A 19,617-nucleotide genomic window follows, 5' to 3' on the forward strand; every position below is an offset into this window, starting at 1 on the left:
TATGAAATTTTTATCAATTGTACTTAGTTTATTATTACTTGCCAGTTGTGTTGGAAAAGTAGAAGACGCTAATCTCGAAAATGCAAAAAATGCAGAGAGTGGAAGGCAGACTTTTCAATTTGCAGGTATTTCTAAAGTTATTCCAATTTCAAATGATAAGGTTGAAGTTTACTTCTTTCCTGCTACTGGGCCGGCTTCAGAGCTAACATATCTTATTAAAGTAAACGACGCGACAATTCCTATTGAAGTTAAGGCAGACTCTTTGTCTGTAAATGACGAAGGGATGTATCGTTTTACGGTACGTAACTTAAATGTAAATACTGAATATACATTCTCTGTCGGTGTACGTGATGGTAGTACTGGTAGTCAGAGTGAAAACGATGCAACCTTATCGGCCAGAACATTTTCAAATTACACGGCTGACTTCGCAGGGATATCAAGTGTCGAACCTCTTGTTGGTGCTGCTGGACAAAATACTGTTCTTGTAAAATGGGTACCGGCAGTGACTTTAGGGTCAACTTATAATCCAATGCCAAATGATCCAATTGCATATGAAGTCGCTTATATCGCTGCTGATGATGGAACAATTTCTGACTTATTCAATAATACACACCCAGCAATTCAAAGAGATCTAAAGCCTGGTGATATCACGGCATCTACTGGTGGAACAACTGAAAGAGAAAGACAAGTTACAGGGTTAATACCGGGTAAGCAGTACTATTTCAGAGTTAGATCAATTCATAAGAGTTATGGAGTTTATCAAGATACACAAGGCTATCGTTTTGAAGAAAATAATAAAATTGCTTCTGTTACGACTTTAGGTTCAGGTGGGCTTTTTGATTGGGATACACTCTCTCTTAGAGCGGCCACTCCAGACAAAAACTTAGGTCTAACTTCAATCGATTTAACTTGGACTCCTGCAGTAGGGCCATTTGAAAATTATAGAATTTATAATTATAAACTTGGTGAAGCAGAGGAAGATGTTGATCTTGTAAGAGCAAGAATTCCTGAAGAAATTGATGCTTCAATTATCGACCCATTAAACTTAGCTGGTGATTACCGCACTGCTAATGCAGATGAGTTTTCAAAAAGAATAGGAAGCTTAGAAGAGTATGATTACTACCTAACATTTGCAATCGCTTGTCGTACTCTAACTTGTGGTGATGGTGAGAGAATTATTGGGAAGCCAGTTTTCTATCGTGCCATACCTAAACTAGCTTCTTTTTCTGGGATCTTAGGGATTCAGAGTCCTCAAGATATCAACAAGCTTAATGAAATTACAATTAATTTTGATCCTCCTGTTATTGAAACAGGTTTTTTAAACGGATTTGATATTTACTGTTATGAGGGTGAAAGTGACGCAAGTCCAACTCTTCTAAACTTTAATGTTGCAAATGCAAGTGGAAAAGCTTCATGTGATGGACTTATCAGGCTAGATGATAATCCTGGAGATTATGCTGGATTTGGTTCATATACGAGTGTGCGCATCCAAGGAAACTTCTTTGGAGCTGGGGATACTGTAGCTGATAAAGAGTATTGTTTTGCGGCGGTTCCTAGTATTGCAGGGAATAACTTCTCTCTAAATGATGTTGAAAATGCGATCGTAAAATGTATTACACCAATTGTTAAGGTTCCAACAGTAGAGCAATTTCCAGGTGTTCTTAATGCATGTAACACGGGTGCCGATTATATTACTGTCGGTTGGGATGCTCCGACTGGTGGTATTTATGACAAGTACGCTGTTTTCTATAAAGAAAAAGACGGAAAGGTTTTCAAGTATACAGATGCCCTAGCAAATGATCCAGCCTACACTAGAGTTGATGATATTGTTGCAACAACTTATACGTATACAATTCCTTCTCTTGTTCCAGGAAAGATTTATCAATTTGGTGTTCTTCCTTATATTGACGGTCCATCTCCGATTTATGCAGATATCAACACTGGACTTGGTGAGTGTAAGATTGAAGTACCTAAGCCAAAGTTTGAAGAATGGGTTGATATTTTTGCGATTGGTCCAAAAGCAAATGGTATGGTTACACCAACGGGACCTGATCGTAATAAAGATTATATTTTAGAAACATTAAACGACAGTGGTCAACCAATTGAAGTTGAAGTTGATCCTTCAACACTAGCTCCAACAAGTAGTTTTGAAGACCAATTTGGAATTGCAAGTGGTAGTGCTCAATTTAGTGGAGCCTATGGTTCTAAAGATGGAGTGACAACTAATCCTCTACACCAATATTCAAACTCTGGAATCATTCGTATCGCTTGGAAGGATGTGACATTTACAAGTGGAACGCTTTCAATGCAAACTTTCATTGATGCCTATGAAACTGGAATGCAAAAGAAAGATCATAAAATTGGATATCGTGTTTACCGTTCAGATGATAATAAAATCACTTGGAAAGATATCACAAGTGGTGACTTCGATTACCAAACTCTGACGAATAAAGGTTTAATTCACCCAGCTGATTATACGGAAAGAAGTCGTACTAATGAAGTTCTTGAAACATATCGTGCGGTTATGTTTACAGATTATTCTGTAAAGCATATTCAGGCCGGCGACGACTATAATCACGCTCGTGTTTACTACTATAAAGTCGTTCCTGTCTTTAGAGGAGTTGAACTTGAGTATGAAAGAGAGACAACAAATCCTCAACATATTATTAAAGTTGTTCTTCCTCCTGAGAATATGGCCCTCGTTCACAGGCTAATGGCAAACCGCCAGCAATGTCGAGAACTTGGTAAAGTTCACTCAAAAGATATTAGTCAAAAATACACTTGTTCTTGGAATGGAGTTGGGGCCAGAGGTCTAACGTCTCCATGGATTAAAGGTTCAACGGTTTATGACTTTGGTCCAAGTATGCTAATTGACCGTTTTGAACTAGGTTGTAATTTCACTAGAGGGGATTATGCATATGAAAGAAGTAATTACTCTGGAACAATTCCAAACTTCACTGGATCAAATGATCTAGGATCAGGGTTTAAGGGCTGTTTTAACGGAAATCCTTCTAGCTATACTGCAGGTGTAAATCATCCTAATACTGGAGAGTCTTATACAGATCGTAGTCAGCTTCGTGTTGGTGATTGTTTTGGTGAAGATACCGCTTCAATTGCTATTACAAGTACAGCATGTGCTGATCCAGATACTGCTGATCGTAGAAACTTTATCTCTCCAGGACTTTCTGGTGACTTCACAGACTGTACTGATCCGGCCAATATTGCGACAAATTTCTTTGATCCATATGCTGGGAATGGAAGTTATGCTTCTTATAATGTGCAAAGTGAATTTGCAGCAGTTTACTACTCAAGGAATGCAGTTAAGAGTTATGAAGACCGTATTAGTCATGGTTACTATAGAGGAGCAGGTGGTGCTGCCCTTGCTGATGGAAATAACCTAAGAAATAAAAACTACCTTGGGCCATCACGTTGTATGATTAATATTCCTGTTTCGGATTCAACTGACGGGGATAAGCTAAAGCCAAGATGGATTGCTGTTAATAATCTTTCAACACTTGCTCATGGAGTAGATGATGTCGACATTCTTGATATGTCGATGAATGATATTCTTAGTAATAATAAGCTATTTGATTCTGGGATTAATGCAACTCCAAGTCCTGCTTATACTAATGTTGATGCATCACCACGTTATCGTGGAAATACAAAATTATCACGTGTCTTTTCTTCTAATGATTCAAAGCTTCCTCCACTAACAGGTCTTAGCCAGAATCAAGCCAATCGTGTGTGTAATTCATATGAAGTAAAGATTGGAACATATGATGATGATGCAGATGAATTTAAGCAAATTGGGCCAATAAGAGAAAAGAGGCTTATGCGTCGTGGAGAAGGGGTTACGGCAAGTCGTTATCCTAAAGATTTTGATGAAGCAGCTGTTGCAGAACTTGAGACAGGAACAAGAAATGATGCTCCTGTAACAAGTGGTGTAAATTTTGAAAACTCTTGTAATGTCTATGATAGAGACGTTATTAGTGGAGCAGCGACAAATCAGCAAAGATCGGGTGATCGCTTAATGATCAATATGCCAAGTAGTTACCAAGGAACTGTAACGACACCACGTCGTATACCTTTTATTACTGGTTCAAGCTTCTATGATAATGGTGGGACGCAATTTACGACTCAAGCCTGTACATCTCGTTTTGGTGTCCAAGATATTATTGGAAATAAGGCCGAGATTTCATCAGAACAAATCTTTTGTGGTTTTGATAGTGAAAAGCTAATGCTTGGAGCAGGTCTTGCCTCAAACTCAGTTGAGGCTCCAAATGGTGCTTACTATCTTAATACATTAATTTCTTGGGTTATGTCTGATACAGATACTGGCCGTTGCTCATTTGTTGAACCAGGTGGTGCAAGAGGTGGAAACTATCTTGTTAATGGTGCCTTTACTCCTATTTTTGACCTCTTTGGAAATGTTAATACTGGAGTCGCTGAATCTGTAAACTCAATTGACCCAGGAAGTGTTAGTTATTATAGAAATGGTGACGGATTCTTCCTAGACTTTGGGCAGGATAACTTTGCACCGAAACTTTCAATTAATGACACCCTAGCGATTAAGTGGGATCAAGATGTTATTGATCGTGCTCAGGATATCTCAACTGATCCACGCCGTGGCCGCTACTTTAATCCAATTATAGGTTTACCTCTAGAGTGCCAGGGGAGTTTATGTTCAGAAAGTTTAGATAATATGTCGATTTCTCTTGATACTTTTGTAACGGACTTTAGTCTCGATCCTTCGACAATGGATATTCCAAATTTCCCTGTCGGTGATAGTCAGATTTTCTCAGATGGGATGTCTGAAACTAGAATTAGTCGTAATGCGTATATGTCTCCTTCTTCGAGAGAGTACTTTTATGACTTTATTGAGACTGTTGATCCGGCGACGGACACATATGCTACATATTCGAGTACTCGCGGTGGAGCTCTAAAGTCCTCTCTGGATAATGATGGAACATCAGTTGACTACGTTAGGTGGAGTCTTTCTCGAACAACTCCTATCTATATGCTGAACTTTGGGGAATCGAACACAAAGAGTAGTGGACGTTACTCAGCGAAGTTTAATGCTAGAAGTGAGCACGAACAGATGAGAACTGAGTATTCAGCTGTTAGATGTGTTGTACGCATCGAAGATGAGTCTTATCAATAAAATAAGGTAGAATAAATGAAGAAGTACGTTTGGTTGATCTTATTCTTTTTTACAATAATCTCGTGTACCCCCGTCGAGAAGGCAGAAGAGACTGCTGAAATTTTAAATGACGGAGTTGATGGGACTGTTGAGTTCTCGGTTGTCGGTAATCTTGACCGTGGTGAGTTCCTACTAGGTGGTCTTGGCGATGAAATTCTTATAAGAGTAAAGAATAATACTGGTTATAACCTAAGTGATGCACAACTTTTAATCGATCAGGCTTCTTCAGCTGGGGTTAAGTTTTTTCCTGATGAAGCAGGAGAGTCAGAAAGCCCTGGATTCGGTGGAGATTGTGGTCTAGTTATTGCTTCTAAAGCAACTTGTTATTACAAGTTAAGATATGAAGCTCGTACCTCAGGAATTCACACTCAAGATCTTCAATTTAACTATAAGACTCTTATTGATAACTTTTCACAATCAACGCAGCTGAAGTTCTTAACAGGAACACCTGCTTCATTAGTATTTGAAGAGGAGACAATTAATTATTCATTTGGTGTTGTTGAAAGAACGGAGCCAAAAGTATTTTCTCAAAGACTTGTTGTTGTTAATACGGGGGAACTTAGGGCCCGCAATATTACAATGACTAAGCTAGATAACACAACGTCAAATGCGATTAGTATTGTTTCAAATACTTGTGGAACTGTACTCTTACAAAATGAAACGTGTGAACTTGTTGTAGAATTTGAAGCAAAGAACTATGGTGTTGGAGCACCTGATGGAAATGTTGACGTTGATTATAATTCAAATATTAGATTCGACTATGGCCGTGACCCAGAGGGTGGTATTAATGCTCTTAACGTTTACTTTGATGCCAAGTCAATTCGAATTGAAGGTGATATTCAAATCGGAGGTCTTCCTAATTTAAGCTTTGATGACCTTGTCGTAGGTAATATCGATACGCAAACATTAAAAGTTTCGAATAAAGGATATAAAGAAGCAATTGTTCTAAGTGTTGATGTAAGAAATGCTTCAAATACACTTATAGCTCGTTGTTTAAGAGATGATAGTACTGGTGGTGATAATCTTGTCTGTCGAGACCCTTCTGGAGATTTAACAAGTAGTGCAAGTGATCTTCCGCTAACAACAATTCCTTTTAAATTCTTTGATACAAGTAAGTGTTTTATTGATGTAAATGACTTCAACTATGTTCGTGGTGAAGATGGAAGAATTACAAATACAGCATTAAAACAAGTTGCTGGTAGAACGATTGCTGACCCAGGTGGTTCTTGTTTCTTTAACGTTACTTTTCATCCTAGTGTTCAGTTTGAAGCAGATGGAAATTTTAATAATTACCGTTTTAATGTTCATTATGATTCGACTTGGAAAGATAATGTCGTTATTAAAAATGACCTAGACTCAGATGAGAATAATTATGTTGTTGAAGATGCTAATTACTTGGCTGCTGCAAAACTAAGCTTTGACGTCATCGAATATAAGAATACGACATACACTAATTCGGATACTGTTGATAATGACTTATTTGATTATGATTTAGGACGTATCTCTCTAATTGCAAACTCAAACTATAAAGAAAGACTTAGGATTAGGGTTAATAATAGTGGTTCAACATTTGGCGAGGTTGTAAGTGTTACAGATGGGGCGCAACCTACCGCAAATGTTATTACTGAAACAAGTTATAATATTAATAACTACTACCAAAATATAAAAAACTCAGGATGTGATTTCCTAAATCCATATAATGGGCAATGTGATATTTTATTTGATCTAAATCCAATTGTATCAACGAATCCTGATAGTACTGCAGCTGAGAATGAAGAAAACTCATCAATGTATGATGTACTAGAAGCTTACCCTAATCGTTACAAGATCTTTAGAATCAAATATAAAGATGGAACGACTTATAATGATGATATGTCTCCTAGGACAGACCGTGAAATTGAAATGAAGATGCGTGGCCTTCTTGTTAGAAAAGGCTTTCTATCTTTCTCTGATTTTACAATGACTGAAGGGATTACTTTCCCTCCTGTTACGGCCAATGAAACACGCTATTTTCATTTAAAATTAGAAAATGTTGGTACTGGTGGAATTACTTATATTAATCTCAATACACCTGTAGTATTTCCTGGAACTTTCTTTTGGGCACCTGACTCTAGTACACCTCTATTTGGTGGTGAAATTGTTGATAACCCAAGCTCTGCGCTTGTAGCCGGTGTTGATAAGGATTGTTACGACTTTATGGACTTCGGTGGTGCTATGGGGCCAGCTGCTGCATCTCCAGGGACAAATGCTCCATCGCTTCTTGCTCCTGGAGAGGTTTGTAGTTTAACAATCGAATTGAATAAATTATCAAATGATAAACGAGAAGATAGCTATTACACTACCAATGATCGCAGGTGGCAACGCCACTTTTCGGCACCACTAAACGGCTCTCATGCTTTAAGAGAGTATAGTAGTGGAATGATGGTTCAAGACTTCTTTAATTTTGGATACTTTGATGGAGATGGAATTGCTGATGCAGGAACTGGGTACACTCCAGATCTAGATGGACACGGTGGATTCTATACAACACAAGATTATCCTGTTGCCATAAACTCGAGAAAATCAGCGGCACTTGTTCCTGAAGGGGCTCAGCCAATGATTAGTGCAGTTCTATGGCGCCAGCAGGTTAATATTCCTTCTCATTCACCTCTTGCAGGAGAATGGGGAAGAAGTTTTGGAAGCTATACCATTCCAGCAATGTATCGAGATCTTGCTAAGGGAACTGCTGCTGAACCTATATCTTACGCACCAACAAAGTCTATCAATAGAATAGCTCCTTATCGTGATACTACTTATGACTATGTTCTTTATGCCGGTACATACTATGCTGGCGAGACAGTTGAACTACCATTTCAGCTATATAATGCTGGAGAAAGACAGGCGTCTTCATTAGTTCAAATGTTAAATGGAGATAGTGAATTTACTGTAACCACAATGCCTGGGGTTGTAGGACAATCCTCTTTGGCAAATATTGAATTAAGTTTTTCTCCAGCGACACAAGGAACTTTTCAGACTGAATTAGAAGTTCAATATAGAGATGGATCTCAGACTCTAGTAGATCGTGATTCATATTCATATGCTGACAATATTAAGTCGCTTCGAATTCTTGTTGTTGCAGAAGCCGTAGCGGCAAATACGGGAAGAATTTCTTTAAAGACTCAAAAGTATACTGTTGAATATGATGAGCTGACTTCTTCTCATACTGAAACATTAGATCCAGCACAAACGAATCACAATCTTGTGATGAATGGTTATGATGCTGCAACAACTGTTGGTGTTGAGGCCGTTAGAGGTTCAAATGTTTATGCAAAAACTCGTCTTGTCTTTACAAATGAAGGGACAACGACAGTTAATAATGTGAAATTTAACTTAAAGACGTCACTTCTTGGTGCCATCCACGATAATAATGGTGCCGGTGTGGGATACTCTCTTGAATCTGTTAATTGTGGAGCAAGCTTAGCTCCGGGCGCTTCTTGTTTTGCTGATGTAAAGCATAAGGCCAGTATCGCAGAATTACCGTTAACAACTCGCTACGGTATTGTTTCTTATGATATTGGTACAGATCAGTACTATGCAGAATCATTTAGAATTCAATTTACAGCAGTCGATCCGGCCAAAGTAGCTGCCGGGAATTTAATCACAAATAATATTAGTGATGGTTCTGGTGGAACTATTCCAAATGCGTACTTTATTGATATTGGAACTTACACGAATCCAGCTCACCCGATTCTTTCAGCTTATCCAAGTGGATCTTTAATTAAGAATATTAATTTAAATAATCCAAGTGATGAGAAAGCAAGTTTCCTAAAAGAGTATAGGGAATTCGTTGGTAATCAAAGTGCAACGATTCCAGCTGGGGACTTTCATACAATTTACAATCAAGGATTTATCCAGGTTGAATTAAATCGACCTTGTTTCTTTGGTGATGATGAAGGTGGTGCCCTACCTGAAGAGGAATGGGGATTTAACGCAAATACAACGAGTACTTGTACAATGAGAGTAACATTCACATTTGATGAGACATACCTTGGGGAGTACGTTGATGAAAGTGAAAACTATGCCATTTTAAAATACTACGATAGTAAGAGGGCATCAGTTTCTACACTACCAATTTATGTCAAAGGATTTATTGAACCAAATCGTTCAAATGCAATGACGAATGAAATTTTTAATGTAGAAACAGATGATACGGGAAGAGTTTATTTAGAATGGGTTGACTTCGCACCAATCAATAATGACTGGGGACCAATTATCTCATATCGTGTTTACTATAGTGAGTTTGAAAGTAGTTTAAGTGACCTTTTCAACTCGACGGGATTAACTTTTGTTGAAACAGCGGGAATGACTCCAAATGTTGAAATTACAGGGCTTCTCCAAAATCGATTCTATTACTTAAGAGTTGTTGCTGTCAGAGAAACATCATCTGGTAAACAATATATTTCGATGCCTAATGGATTCTCAACGAAAGAAGTCGTTGTACCTGATGAGACTGCAATTTACGATTATTCGAGAGGGTTTATTATCGATAAATTTGCTCTACCTGAAGGATCTGGTTCGCCAACTTTCATTACTAAGTCAGAGGCCATTGAAAATTGTGAGGGAGCGACTCGTACAATTAGAAAAGCAGGTGGTAATAGAAGTAGAGCAAAAGAGCTTATAGATTTAAATGATTACTACTTAATTAATGGTGATGATGCTAATAGTGATTATCCGTTCTTTGCATTCCCACATTGGCTGGCCGATGCGCAAGAGGATATAGCACCATTATTTCCTGGCTTTAGTTGCGATTTAACAAATATGCACAATGAAGAAGATAGTATTATGTTTATTAAGAGCTGCGATAATTGTACGTGTAATAGTTTATCAAAAATTGTTGGAGGGGAAGACTTTCCACTCGATACAATTATTTATGCTTACGACGACTTTAGTGGTGCAGCTAGATGTCGTGTTTCACAAGATGATTTTTAAGTAAAGAGGCAAGTATTATCTAGCTAATTTTGTTGGATAATACAGCTCTCTTTTTTTATTTAATTCTTAACGAAATCTTAATGATTTGTTCAATAAATTCACGTGTTTTAAGAGAATTTTGCCCCGTATTATTTAGTATTTAATTAACTTAGAATATTTATGTGATGAATACGTTTTACATTTATATTCTAACATTTTTTCTCTCTTTTTCTTCTTTTGCCGAGGAAGTAAAAGTTGTTGCAACTGAAACTGTTCAGGAAGAAGAAGTCACTCCCTATATGATGATTAGAGTGACTGAGGCAAAGGGGATCGACAGGCGAGACCTTGCTCTAATTCGTAAGTCTGCAATGGAAATTGTTCTTGGAACTTCTTCATTTGAAATCTTAATGGGAGATAGTGCAGCAGCAGTTTATCAAAATACTTTTGCACTTGACCTTTCGACAAAGAAAAAACGTAATAATTCATATGTTCTCGACTTTAAAATCTTAGACGTTCAAAACGGAAAGACGGTAACGCAAGTTTTTAATGATAATGTTCCTAGAAAGAGATTTCATTTAGAAGTAAGAAAGCTACTCTATGAGCTATTCTATGGTGACGGTTCATCAAGCCTTAGGCCTCCAAAGGAAGACCCTAAGAAAAAGAAGGCTAAGAAGAAGTTAAAGAGTGAGATTGTTTCAGCAATCAACTCTCTCAATTCACCACGAGTAAATGATACGAATGCTGTAAGCATTTTTTCTGTTGATGAGTCTCCTGTTGTCGAAGAGATAATCGTTGCTGCAGATATCAAAAAGATTGATAAAAAGAAAAAAGAAAAGAAGAAGGCGAAAAAGAAAGAAGAGAAAGTTAAAATTAGTAATTTCAAATCTCCTGATCTCGACCTAAGGATGAATGCTAAGCCTGAAAAAGTTGAGGCATCAACACTTACGTTAATACCAGATAGCTTCTATGCAATTGGTTATTTAAAAGAGACAACATTAGCTTCAAATACACTTAATACAAGTGAAGTCGTTGATACTAGAACTAATCTTACAAGTGTGAATATTACGTACCTAAGTAATTACAAGGTAGAGGAGTGGCAAGAATACTTCTCTGTAGGTGGTTCGTTTTCAAATATTCTTAGTGAGAACCCTTATGGGATCTCTCCTCGTATGTCTGTTTACGGTGCATATAATAAGCTACTTCTGGGCGATTCATTTTTTGCTTCAGTTGACGCTGAATATGAAAGTATAAGTTTTGCCAATATTAAAGATAGAGGGACGGGGATTGCCGGATTTTCCAATAGTGTCTTTTGGTTTGGTTTCGGTTTTAAATATATCAATGAGCACTTTGCAAAGAAGACTGTCATTGAAGGCTTCTTTAAGAAGGCCCTTATTGGATCATCTGACTTGAGTACGACAGGGGACTCGACACCATTAGATGGTGATAAGTACGTGTTAGATTTTTCAGTGAATTTATATAAAAATTTTGGTCTTGGTGGGTATATTGAAGTTGTAAATCTCGCTTCAGCAGCAACATCAGCTTTTGATACTTCTCACCAGATTTTTGGCGTAAGGCTAGTTTATAATTAGGAATGATTACTATGGATTTTAAGGACAAAATTGAAAGCCTATTTTCTTCTTCGGTACCTGAGGTTAAGCCAATTCAAGAGGAAACACTAATTTATTTTGGTGATAATCAAAGGCAGCAGGTTAAAGATTTTTCAATTTTTAGTAAGTCTTTTAAGGATCAATGCTTAAAGGCACTCAAGATCAAGAATGTTGAAATAAAGATCTTACAGAATTGTTTAGAGAAAGAGTTAATCAATGCATACCTTGTTCAAAAATTATTAATTGATGAAATGAAGCTTTTAAAGAAAGTCGTAGGGGATATTACTGGGGTGAAACTCTATGTTACACCTAGCTTTATGACGATTCAGCTTTGTGACATTGGAAATATCAGAACGTCGGTAAGTAATATGCAAAGTGATATCTTTGGTAGACGTGGACTTAAGAACCTTGTTGCAATTAGGCTCACTCGTAGTGCTAAGAAAACGAATTTAGTTTTAAAAGTTAAATATAAAAATATTGATGAAAAAGATTTTCTACAGTTTAGAAATCGTGAGGTATTAAATGAAGTTCTTTGATGTGGCAGATAACACAAACCAAAAGGTTGAATTAGATAAGACAGTTAAAAAGACTAAGGTCTTTAAGAACCTTCCTGGTATTGCTTTAGTTGTGATCGATGAAAATGACCAAGTAATCAAAGTTAATTCTGAATTCAGAAAAATGTTTAATAATGTAAACCTTAAAGGTGGAAATTGGGATATTTTCTTTAAAAAGACATTTCGTAAAGAGAAGGGACTTGCTGACACAAGTAACCTTTTCAAGAATTGCAATGATATTCTAAATGACTATATCATCCACACATCAATGGATGAGACGACAGGCTACCGTTATGGTTGGATTTATAAAATCCCTGTTGATGTTATGAATAAGGTTTCTCAAAAGAGAACGGCCCTTATGGAATCAAAGAAGCTAGATGCTTATAATCTGATAGAAGATGAAGTTTTTGGTAAGCGACTAAGTTGGATTAATAATAATCTGACACTATCTGATTTTCAATATGCTGATGATTGCGTTCTTTATTCAAATAGTAATGAAGCAAAGATGCTACTAAGAGACTTTGTCGAACTTCTGTATGGTGTTTTAAATATGAAGACAGAAGAGTCTCATTGTACAGTTGAGTTCTCTAGAGGGAAAAACGGATTACAAATTACAGGTGTTTTCACTAGCTTTAACTTCTCGGATGGTGACTTTCAGTCAAATATTAGTTGGCATGGAAGAAAGATGCGTCTGAATGATATCTGTAAGGTGATGGAGTCACGCTTACCAGATCTTTATACTTCTCTCTATGTAAAGAACTTTAGAGCTGATCATCAGTCAAAGCTAAAAATTACTTTAAACGTAAACGATATCGATGGTGTTAGATGGCACGTATCGAGAGGGACTGCTGGTGGCCTTTAAAAAGCTATTGATTCTTGGTCTTTTAAGCTCAAGTCTCCTTGCAAACGAAACATTCTATAATTCTGCTAGTATTTCACTAGGGATGATGAATTACTCTGTCACACCTAATGAAAGTACTCTTCAAAACACTGATGGTACTTCAACAGGTGAGGAAAGTGCTGATGCAGCAGCTGCCGCAGTATCTGCTATTTCAATTCAAGTTAATTGGGAGTTCAAGTCAGAATTAAAGAAAAGTTACTATATTAGTGGTGTTCTTCCAATGATGTCTGCAGAAGGGACGGGAGTCTATTCAACTGTTGTTGGAATGAATTGGTACTTTGGTGATATTGGTACGAAGTATTCATATACAAGTAATGGTCAAAATCTAACGATAACACCAACAAGTAAGTATTACTGGGGTGCCTTTGTTGGCCCAGGTTACGTTATTTATAATACTGACTCTGCTAAATACTCAGATATTTTCTTTGATTTAGGAGTAAACCTAGGCGCTGGTTGGCGTTGGGGTAAGAATAGAACAATTAAAGCTGAAGCGGCAGTTAGTCGTGCAACAGGAATTAAAACAACTGGAATTAAAATGGGGGTATTTGTAGGTATTAGCCAATATCTATAAATAAATTTTTTAATGAAGTACTTATTACTATTATTACTATCTACATCTGTATTTGCTGCTAAGTTTAATGTTAAGTCTGATCCAAGTGATTGTGACGTATACGTTATTGATAAAAATGGTAAAAGAGTTTCCCTTGGAAAGACACCTTACGAAACTGATGTAGAAACGATGCAAACAAATTATGGTGCAAATGGGCCAGTTCAAATTGAGGTTTATAAACCTGGGTTTGAACCATATAGTTTATCTGTTCCAATGCTTGCAAAGTCAGATATTGATATCAGCGCCAACCTAAAGGTAGAGAAGGATATTGAATTAGCACAGGATTTTGACTTTCTTGTGGGTGATTTATTTGATGTACTAAGGTTGATGAGAGGGAAGAACTTTGATCTTGCTTTTGCTAAGCTTGAAAAACTTGAAGTAAAATTTCCTCATTTTTCAATTATTCACGAAATGAAAGGCTCTATTTCATATCTAAAGAAAGATTTTAAAAACTCTCTTGCTTTCTATCGTAAAGCGTTTGGGATTAATCCTAAAAATAGAGAAGCATATAAAATGAAAATTTACTTAGAGAAAAAATTTAATGTTTCTAAGAATGAAGGAGGTAAATAATGAAAAAATTGGCTTTTATCTCATTACTACTACTTTCTTCTGCGGCCATTTCAAATCCAAAGATGAATGTCCTGCCAAGTCTTGAATGGCAAAAGAATGAACTTGAAATGAAGGTTCATGATAAGTTACAAAGAGGAACCGAGGTTATCCTCGGACATGAGCATTTCTTTGTTGATGTTGAAATCGTAACGAATACTCCTGAAACTCCAAACTTCAGTATTCCTTTGAATCCTTCACCTCAAGGTGGTGCCGGAGGTATTGATGGAAAAGGTGGTAAGGAATTAGATTTAGCGGATGATTCTGATCAAGCTAAATCAGCTGAAGATGGTAAGACAAAGTCTGATGCTGAAATTAAATTTACTAATGATGTTCCAGAAACTGATTATGGTGAAAGTATTGTTTTTTCTCGTCTTGGTATGGAAGCACCACTTATTGATGATTTTAATGATTTCTCACCTTCAGGTAAGATCTTATTAACAATGGGGGATAACTCTAAAGATAAGATTAATAAAATGAAAGAAGACTTCTCTAAAGAAAAAGAGAAACTTGTTGATCAAATTAAGAAGCTGAGAGATGCATCTAAGGCCAAGCCTAGTATGATTGAGCAGATGTGGAAATATAATACTTCTATTGATATTTTCAAAAATATCTCTGAAATTAATATTTCTGTTCGTCTACCAAATGATATTGCTAAAGACGAAAGAGTTAGAATTGAAGGGCTTATTAAGTCAATTAAGCTTGGTGTAAATGATATTACTCCTAACTTTAAATTCTCTTATACGATTAATGTTCCTCAAAAAGAAGATGTAATTTCTAAAAGTGATTTCCTAAAGGCACTAAGTAGCGTTTCAAATATTATTGCAATCGTTCTTGGGGTTCTATTAATTGGATTTGTAGGGAATCGTTTGATTTCTAAATTCTTTGAACTTAATAGTGCTGCTCAAGCTGGTGGTAATTTTACAATGCAAAGTGATAGCTCTGATTCTGATGATGATGGGGGAGCTGGAGAAATGTTGGCCGCTGGTGGTGGCGGTGGTGACGGCCTTGGTGGCGTACACTCCCTTAATGGTATTGAAAGATTTAAGGTTTTTGCAGATAACACTCCTCAAGAAGCAATTCTACTAGTTAAGAAATGGATTGCTCAAGATACAAAGAGTGGGCATGCAGCTCTTAGAGCTCTCGTACAGCAAATTGATAATAGTGCACTAACAGATGTATTTAAGATGTTAAGTGAACCTGAAAAGGCAAAGTGGAGAGATCTACTAAATAAACCACTTAATGCAAGCGAGTTATCACTTGCAAATGACTATATTAGTAATCAAATCGTACAAAGTGTTATTCTTCCTTCTCTAATCGAAGATCCAAACACTTACGATTTACTTCTTAAGCTTAATGCTGACATGATTAACCAGATCTATGAAAAGGATCCGTATATTGTTTCACTTGTTCTTAACGCTCTAAGTGAAAGCTTTGTCGCTGAAGTTCTTTCAAGTTGTGATACTGAAACAGTAGATCAGATTTTAATGTCGTCAGTAATTATTAAGGAGCAAGAGGTTAGAGATAATCAGGCCCGTATTAAAGAAGTCCTTTCTCAATATGTTGAGTCTAAGTCGAAGCTTCCATTTGTTGAGAAACTATACGATATTCTTCCAAATGTTTCGTCGGCCGTTGAGAGAAGTATTTTCAATACACTTAAACAGAATATCAATGTTGAAGAGTTCACTGAACTAAGTCAGAAGAATTTCCCTTCTGAGCTTGTAAGTGAGCTACCGACGAAATTTTTAAAAGAATCACTTGCTACCTATGACCTAGGAAAGAAAGTTTCATTACTTTTCCCAATGGAAGAATCTGAGAGAATGTATTATTTAGACCTTTTTGCGCCTGATGGTACTAAGGCCCGTGACCTTATGCAAATTGAGTTTGATTCTGTTGAACGTGATGAGATGAGAAAGAGCAAAATCATTGCTGGCAAAGATGATAGCTGGCGTGAGTTTGTTAAGTTCGTACGTACTCGAATCACAAAAGAAAAAGATGAGAAGACTGAGATCGAAAACCTTGTCCATAATTGGGCCCAAGAGTTATATGGCTCAGTTGAGACTCGACCAGACTTAAAAGTAGCATAATAAAAAAAAGCAGCTCTAAGAGCTGCTTTTTTATTTCTTATTTTAAATTTCTATTTAGACTTGAGCTGCTTTTAGAAGATTCTTAGCGATAATCATGATCATAACCTCATTAGTTCCAGCACCAATTTCATTAAGCTTATTATCTCTCATCATACGCTCAACTGGGAACTCTCTTGAGTAACCGTATCCACCGTGTAGTTGGATAGCATCAAGAGCGATCTTCGTTGCCATTTTTGGAATTGCAAGCTTAACTTGAGCTGCAACAACTGGCCCCTTTTCTCCTTGGTCGTAACGGTAAGCTACGTTGTAAAGGAAGTTTCTCATCATCTCTGTTTCAGTTGCCATTTCAGCGATCATTTTCTGGATCATTTGGTACTCACCAATTGTTTTTCCAAATTGTGATCTTTCATTTGCATATTTAATACACTGATCAACACATGCTTGGGCGATACCTAGTGAGATACCAGCGATTGTGATTCTTTCAATCTCAAGGTTTTTCATCATGTGGTAAATTGAATCACCTTCGTTACCAACAAGTTGCTCAAGACCTACTTTAGCATTGTCAAAGATAAGTTCACCTGTTGGAGAAGCACGCATACCCATCTTGTGGATTGGGCTTCCAAAGTCAAAGTGACCTTTGTCCTTTTCTAGGATGAAAGTTGAAAGGTTCTTTCTCTCTTTTCCTGTTCTTGTATAGACGTAAGCGATATCTGCGTATTGTGCATTTGTGATCCACATCTTCGTTCCATTTAGAAGGTAGTGGTCATCTTTTTTCTCTGCTTTTGTTTGAATACCAACTGCATCAGATCCGTATTCTGGCTCAGACATACCCATACAACCGATATGCTCACCAGTAATTAGTTTTGGTAGGTATTTTTCTTTTTGTTCTTTAGAAGCGTTATTTTCAATATTGTTAACACAAAGGATAGAGTGGGCAAGGTAAGAAAGAGTTGAAGAAGCACATGCTTTTCCAAATTCTTCCATAACGATTGTTGCAGCAAGGGCACCCATTCCAGCACCACCGTATTCAGGATCTGCAGTAATTCCAAGAACTCCAATTTCACCCATTTTTTTGAAAGCATCCATGTTGAAACTTTCTTCTGTATCATGCTTTTCCGCTACAGGAGCAAGCTCTTGTCTTGCAAAATCACGACACATTTTTTGGATTTGTTTTTCTTCTTCTGTGAAATACCACATACTCTGTCCCCTCTGTCATTTTTTAATCAAAATAACTTACCGTGTCTTACATCCTATGGCAATAATGCCACAGATGTTTTTAGCCAATAGACTATATTTAGTGAGAAGATAAAAATTGTAAGTACTTGAAATTGTCAAAGTGTTTTACATGACCTACAATTTTTTTAAGGAGTCGATTGATGCTTACAACACCTGTAGTCAAGGATGAGGACACGGTATTTCCAGGGGAGAATTGGTTTTTCTACTGGAAAACTTCAGCTTCTCTTTGGAAATCTAAAATTGAACAAACGTCTTTAACAGATAAGATTATCGTACCGATAAATTGGAGCTTCCATACGGATACCGGCGATAAGATTGATTTTGCAAAGCAAAAACCTGAGACGGACTTCAAGCGCCTATATGATATTTGTAAAGAGTTGGATAAGGAGATTATCTTTCTCTTACCTGTTTCACCCGTACCATATCTTCCAAATGGTGGTATTCCGTACCTCTTAGCAAGAACTGCTAGCTGTGATCAGTACGGCCTTAACCGTGCAAGTGCAGATAGTGATGGAACAATCCATAATTTCTATAGCTTCTATGACCCTCGAGTTTATAAAGGCTTTACTCGTTTTTGTTCAGAACTAAACTCATACTTTCAAGAAAGTGGAATTAAAGCACCTTTGTGGGGGGCCAACTGCGGTCATTACTCTCATGGCCACTTCAACTCTTATATTTTTGATCGCTCAGTAGCGTTCCAAAGTGGTTTTAGTCGCTTTGTTGAAATGAAAAAGGGTGAGCTTAAGCTTGAGAAGATTACGGCCGAGCAAGAACATGAGTTTATTATAGAGTATAATGAAACGATTTCTCGCATCTATATCGATATTGTTAAGCATTCGATGGAAAAGAATTGGCAAGGTGTAAAGAACTTCTCTTTCTTAGAAGGCTCGATGAACTCGATTGAGAATCGTATGCTTGATCAAGTGAGTGATACAAAGATCATTGATGATGCTCTTAAGAGTTTAGACAATGGAATTCTTCCGTCTTCTATTCTTCTTCCTAATCGCAATAAGAATGGGATTTATTCTGATTTAAAGAAGCAGGTTATTAACTCTTCTCGTTTAGATGAATTCTATAATGATAAGACGATTATCGCAGATAACGACTATATTTTTAAAACTTCAAATGCAGTTAATATTTTCCACAATGTGAAGGACTTTAAAAGTAAGGAGCTAATTGCTTTTTCTGGTTTTATCGACTTTTGTAAGAATCAATTCAGTTGGAATTATAGCTATAGCGATATTAATGAATTTCACTGGGAAGACTATGTTGAAAGTCCATTTCAGTTCTTCTACTTCAATGGAAAAGAGATTAATGCTGAGCTTCTAGGTAAGGTCCTAAAGCTCTTTATGAGCGGCGGTAAGGTACTTATCGATATTGCTTACCTTGAAAAGAATTTAAGAAGAAGACTAGAGTCTTTCTACTTGGAAAATGAATTAAGTGTCGAGAAGATTCGATTTATAACTGAGATTAATACTGTCACAATGGGTGAGGGGCGACTGCTTATCTTTAACTCAAATGATTTTCAAGAGTGTAGTGACGATGAGCTCAATACATTTTGGAATAAAGTAACGAAGAGTATTGGTTATATTGGCTGTGATATTTCTCAAAGCGGAGAAGTTCGCTACAAATGGCAAGAAAGGGCCATTGCTTCTTCTGATCTTAAATATGATAAGGTAAAGCGTATTAGCTTTTTTAATCCTTCAAGTTATAAGCAAAAACTTAATATTAAATATCCATCGGAATACGTTTTCCAAAAGATGATCGATCAAAACCATGTTGAGATAAATAATACTCCACATGAGATTGAATTGAGCTTCATGCCTAAGGGAAGTATTTCATTAGATTTTGGGATAATTTCGGAGTAGA

Annotated in this window: 10 protein-coding genes; 9 read left to right on the plus strand and 1 reads right to left on the minus strand. The window is 36.8% G+C overall.

Annotated elements, in window-relative coordinates:
* Position 1 precedes the first annotated feature (1 nt).
* The 8 genes from ABMA76_RS10425 (at position 2) to ABMA76_RS10460 (ending at position 16,512) form a co-directional block, all read left to right on the plus strand.
* The gene (locus tag ABMA76_RS10425) at positions 2 to 5,161 is read left to right on the plus strand and encodes a fibronectin type III domain-containing protein (RefSeq protein WP_392912188.1); all 5,160 of its coding nucleotides are present in this window, start codon (positions 2 to 4) and stop codon (positions 5,159 to 5,161) included.
* A 15-nt stretch (positions 5,162 to 5,176) separates the two neighbouring features.
* Positions 5,177 to 10,168 carry a hypothetical protein gene (locus ABMA76_RS10430; RefSeq protein ID WP_392912189.1) on the plus strand — a complete coding sequence of 1,664 codons (4,992 nt, stop codon included), beginning with the start codon at positions 5,177 to 5,179 and terminating at the stop codon, positions 10,166 to 10,168.
* A 161-nt stretch (positions 10,169 to 10,329) separates the two neighbouring features.
* Positions 10,330 to 11,736 carry a hypothetical protein gene (locus tag ABMA76_RS10435; protein WP_392912191.1) on the plus strand — a complete coding sequence of 469 codons (1,407 nt, stop codon included), beginning with the start codon at positions 10,330 to 10,332 and terminating at the stop codon, positions 11,734 to 11,736.
* Between the two features lie 11 nt (positions 11,737 to 11,747).
* Complete coding sequence (locus ABMA76_RS10440; protein ID WP_392912193.1) at positions 11,748 to 12,290, plus strand: hypothetical protein; 543 nt, start codon at positions 11,748 to 11,750, stop codon at positions 12,288 to 12,290.
* Positions 12,277 to 13,170, plus strand: coding sequence for a hypothetical protein (locus tag ABMA76_RS10445; protein ID WP_392912195.1), 894 nt, complete (start codon positions 12,277 to 12,279; stop codon positions 13,168 to 13,170). Before ABMA76_RS10440 ends, ABMA76_RS10445 begins: the two co-directional genes overlap by 14 nt.
* Positions 13,160 to 13,780 carry a hypothetical protein gene (locus ABMA76_RS10450; RefSeq protein WP_392912197.1) on the plus strand — a complete coding sequence of 207 codons (621 nt, stop codon included), beginning with the start codon at positions 13,160 to 13,162 and terminating at the stop codon, positions 13,778 to 13,780. The genes ABMA76_RS10445 and ABMA76_RS10450 overlap by 11 nt, the downstream gene beginning before the upstream one ends.
* 12 nt (positions 13,781 to 13,792) lie before the next feature.
* Positions 13,793 to 14,389 carry a tetratricopeptide repeat protein gene (locus ABMA76_RS10455; RefSeq protein WP_393061529.1) on the plus strand — a complete coding sequence of 199 codons (597 nt, stop codon included), beginning with the start codon at positions 13,793 to 13,795 and terminating at the stop codon, positions 14,387 to 14,389.
* On the plus strand, positions 14,389 to 16,512 hold the full coding sequence (locus ABMA76_RS10460; RefSeq protein ID WP_392912201.1) for a hypothetical protein: 2,124 nt from the start codon (positions 14,389 to 14,391) through the stop codon (positions 16,510 to 16,512). Before ABMA76_RS10455 ends, ABMA76_RS10460 begins: the two co-directional genes overlap by 1 nt.
* A gap of 54 nt (positions 16,513 to 16,566) precedes the next feature.
* Here the strand turns inward: ABMA76_RS10460 and ABMA76_RS10465 are convergent, their stop codons facing one another.
* Positions 16,567 to 17,709, minus strand: coding sequence for an acyl-CoA dehydrogenase family protein (locus ABMA76_RS10465; RefSeq protein ID WP_392857249.1), 1,143 nt, complete (start codon positions 17,707 to 17,709; stop codon positions 16,567 to 16,569).
* Between the two features lie 179 nt (positions 17,710 to 17,888).
* Here ABMA76_RS10465 and ABMA76_RS10470 point away from each other — a divergent pair, with 179 nt between their 5' ends.
* On the plus strand, positions 17,889 to 19,616 hold the full coding sequence (locus ABMA76_RS10470; RefSeq protein WP_392912204.1) for a hypothetical protein: 1,728 nt from the start codon (positions 17,889 to 17,891) through the stop codon (positions 19,614 to 19,616).
* Position 19,617 lies beyond the last annotated feature (1 nt).

Source organism: Halobacteriovorax sp. ZH5_bin.2, assembly GCF_043196375.1.
Classification (GTDB): domain Bacteria; phylum Bdellovibrionota; class Bacteriovoracia; order Bacteriovoracales; family Bacteriovoracaceae; genus Halobacteriovorax_A.

Bases quoted from the DNA above. Each gene is read 5' to 3' on its own strand.
- ABMA76_RS10440 (WP_392912193.1), top strand. From the start codon at position 11,748: ATGGATTTTAAGGACAAAATTGAAAGCCTATTTTCTTCTTCGGTACCT.
- ABMA76_RS10430 (WP_392912189.1), top strand. From the start codon at position 5,177: ATGAAGAAGTACGTTTGGTTGATCTTATTCTTTTTTACAATAATCTCG.
- ABMA76_RS10425 (WP_392912188.1), top strand. From the start codon at position 2: ATGAAATTTTTATCAATTGTACTTAGTTTATTATTACTTGCCAGTTGT.
- ABMA76_RS10465 (WP_392857249.1), bottom strand. From the start codon at position 17,709: ATGTGGTATTTCACAGAAGAAGAAAAACAAATCCAAAAAATGTGTCGT.
- ABMA76_RS10470 (WP_392912204.1), top strand. From the start codon at position 17,889: ATGCTTACAACACCTGTAGTCAAGGATGAGGACACGGTATTTCCAGGG.
- ABMA76_RS10460 (WP_392912201.1), top strand. From the start codon at position 14,389: ATGAAAAAATTGGCTTTTATCTCATTACTACTACTTTCTTCTGCGGCC.
- ABMA76_RS10445 (WP_392912195.1), top strand. From the start codon at position 12,277: ATGAAGTTCTTTGATGTGGCAGATAACACAAACCAAAAGGTTGAATTA.
- ABMA76_RS10455 (WP_393061529.1), top strand. From the start codon at position 13,793: ATGAAGTACTTATTACTATTATTACTATCTACATCTGTATTTGCTGCT.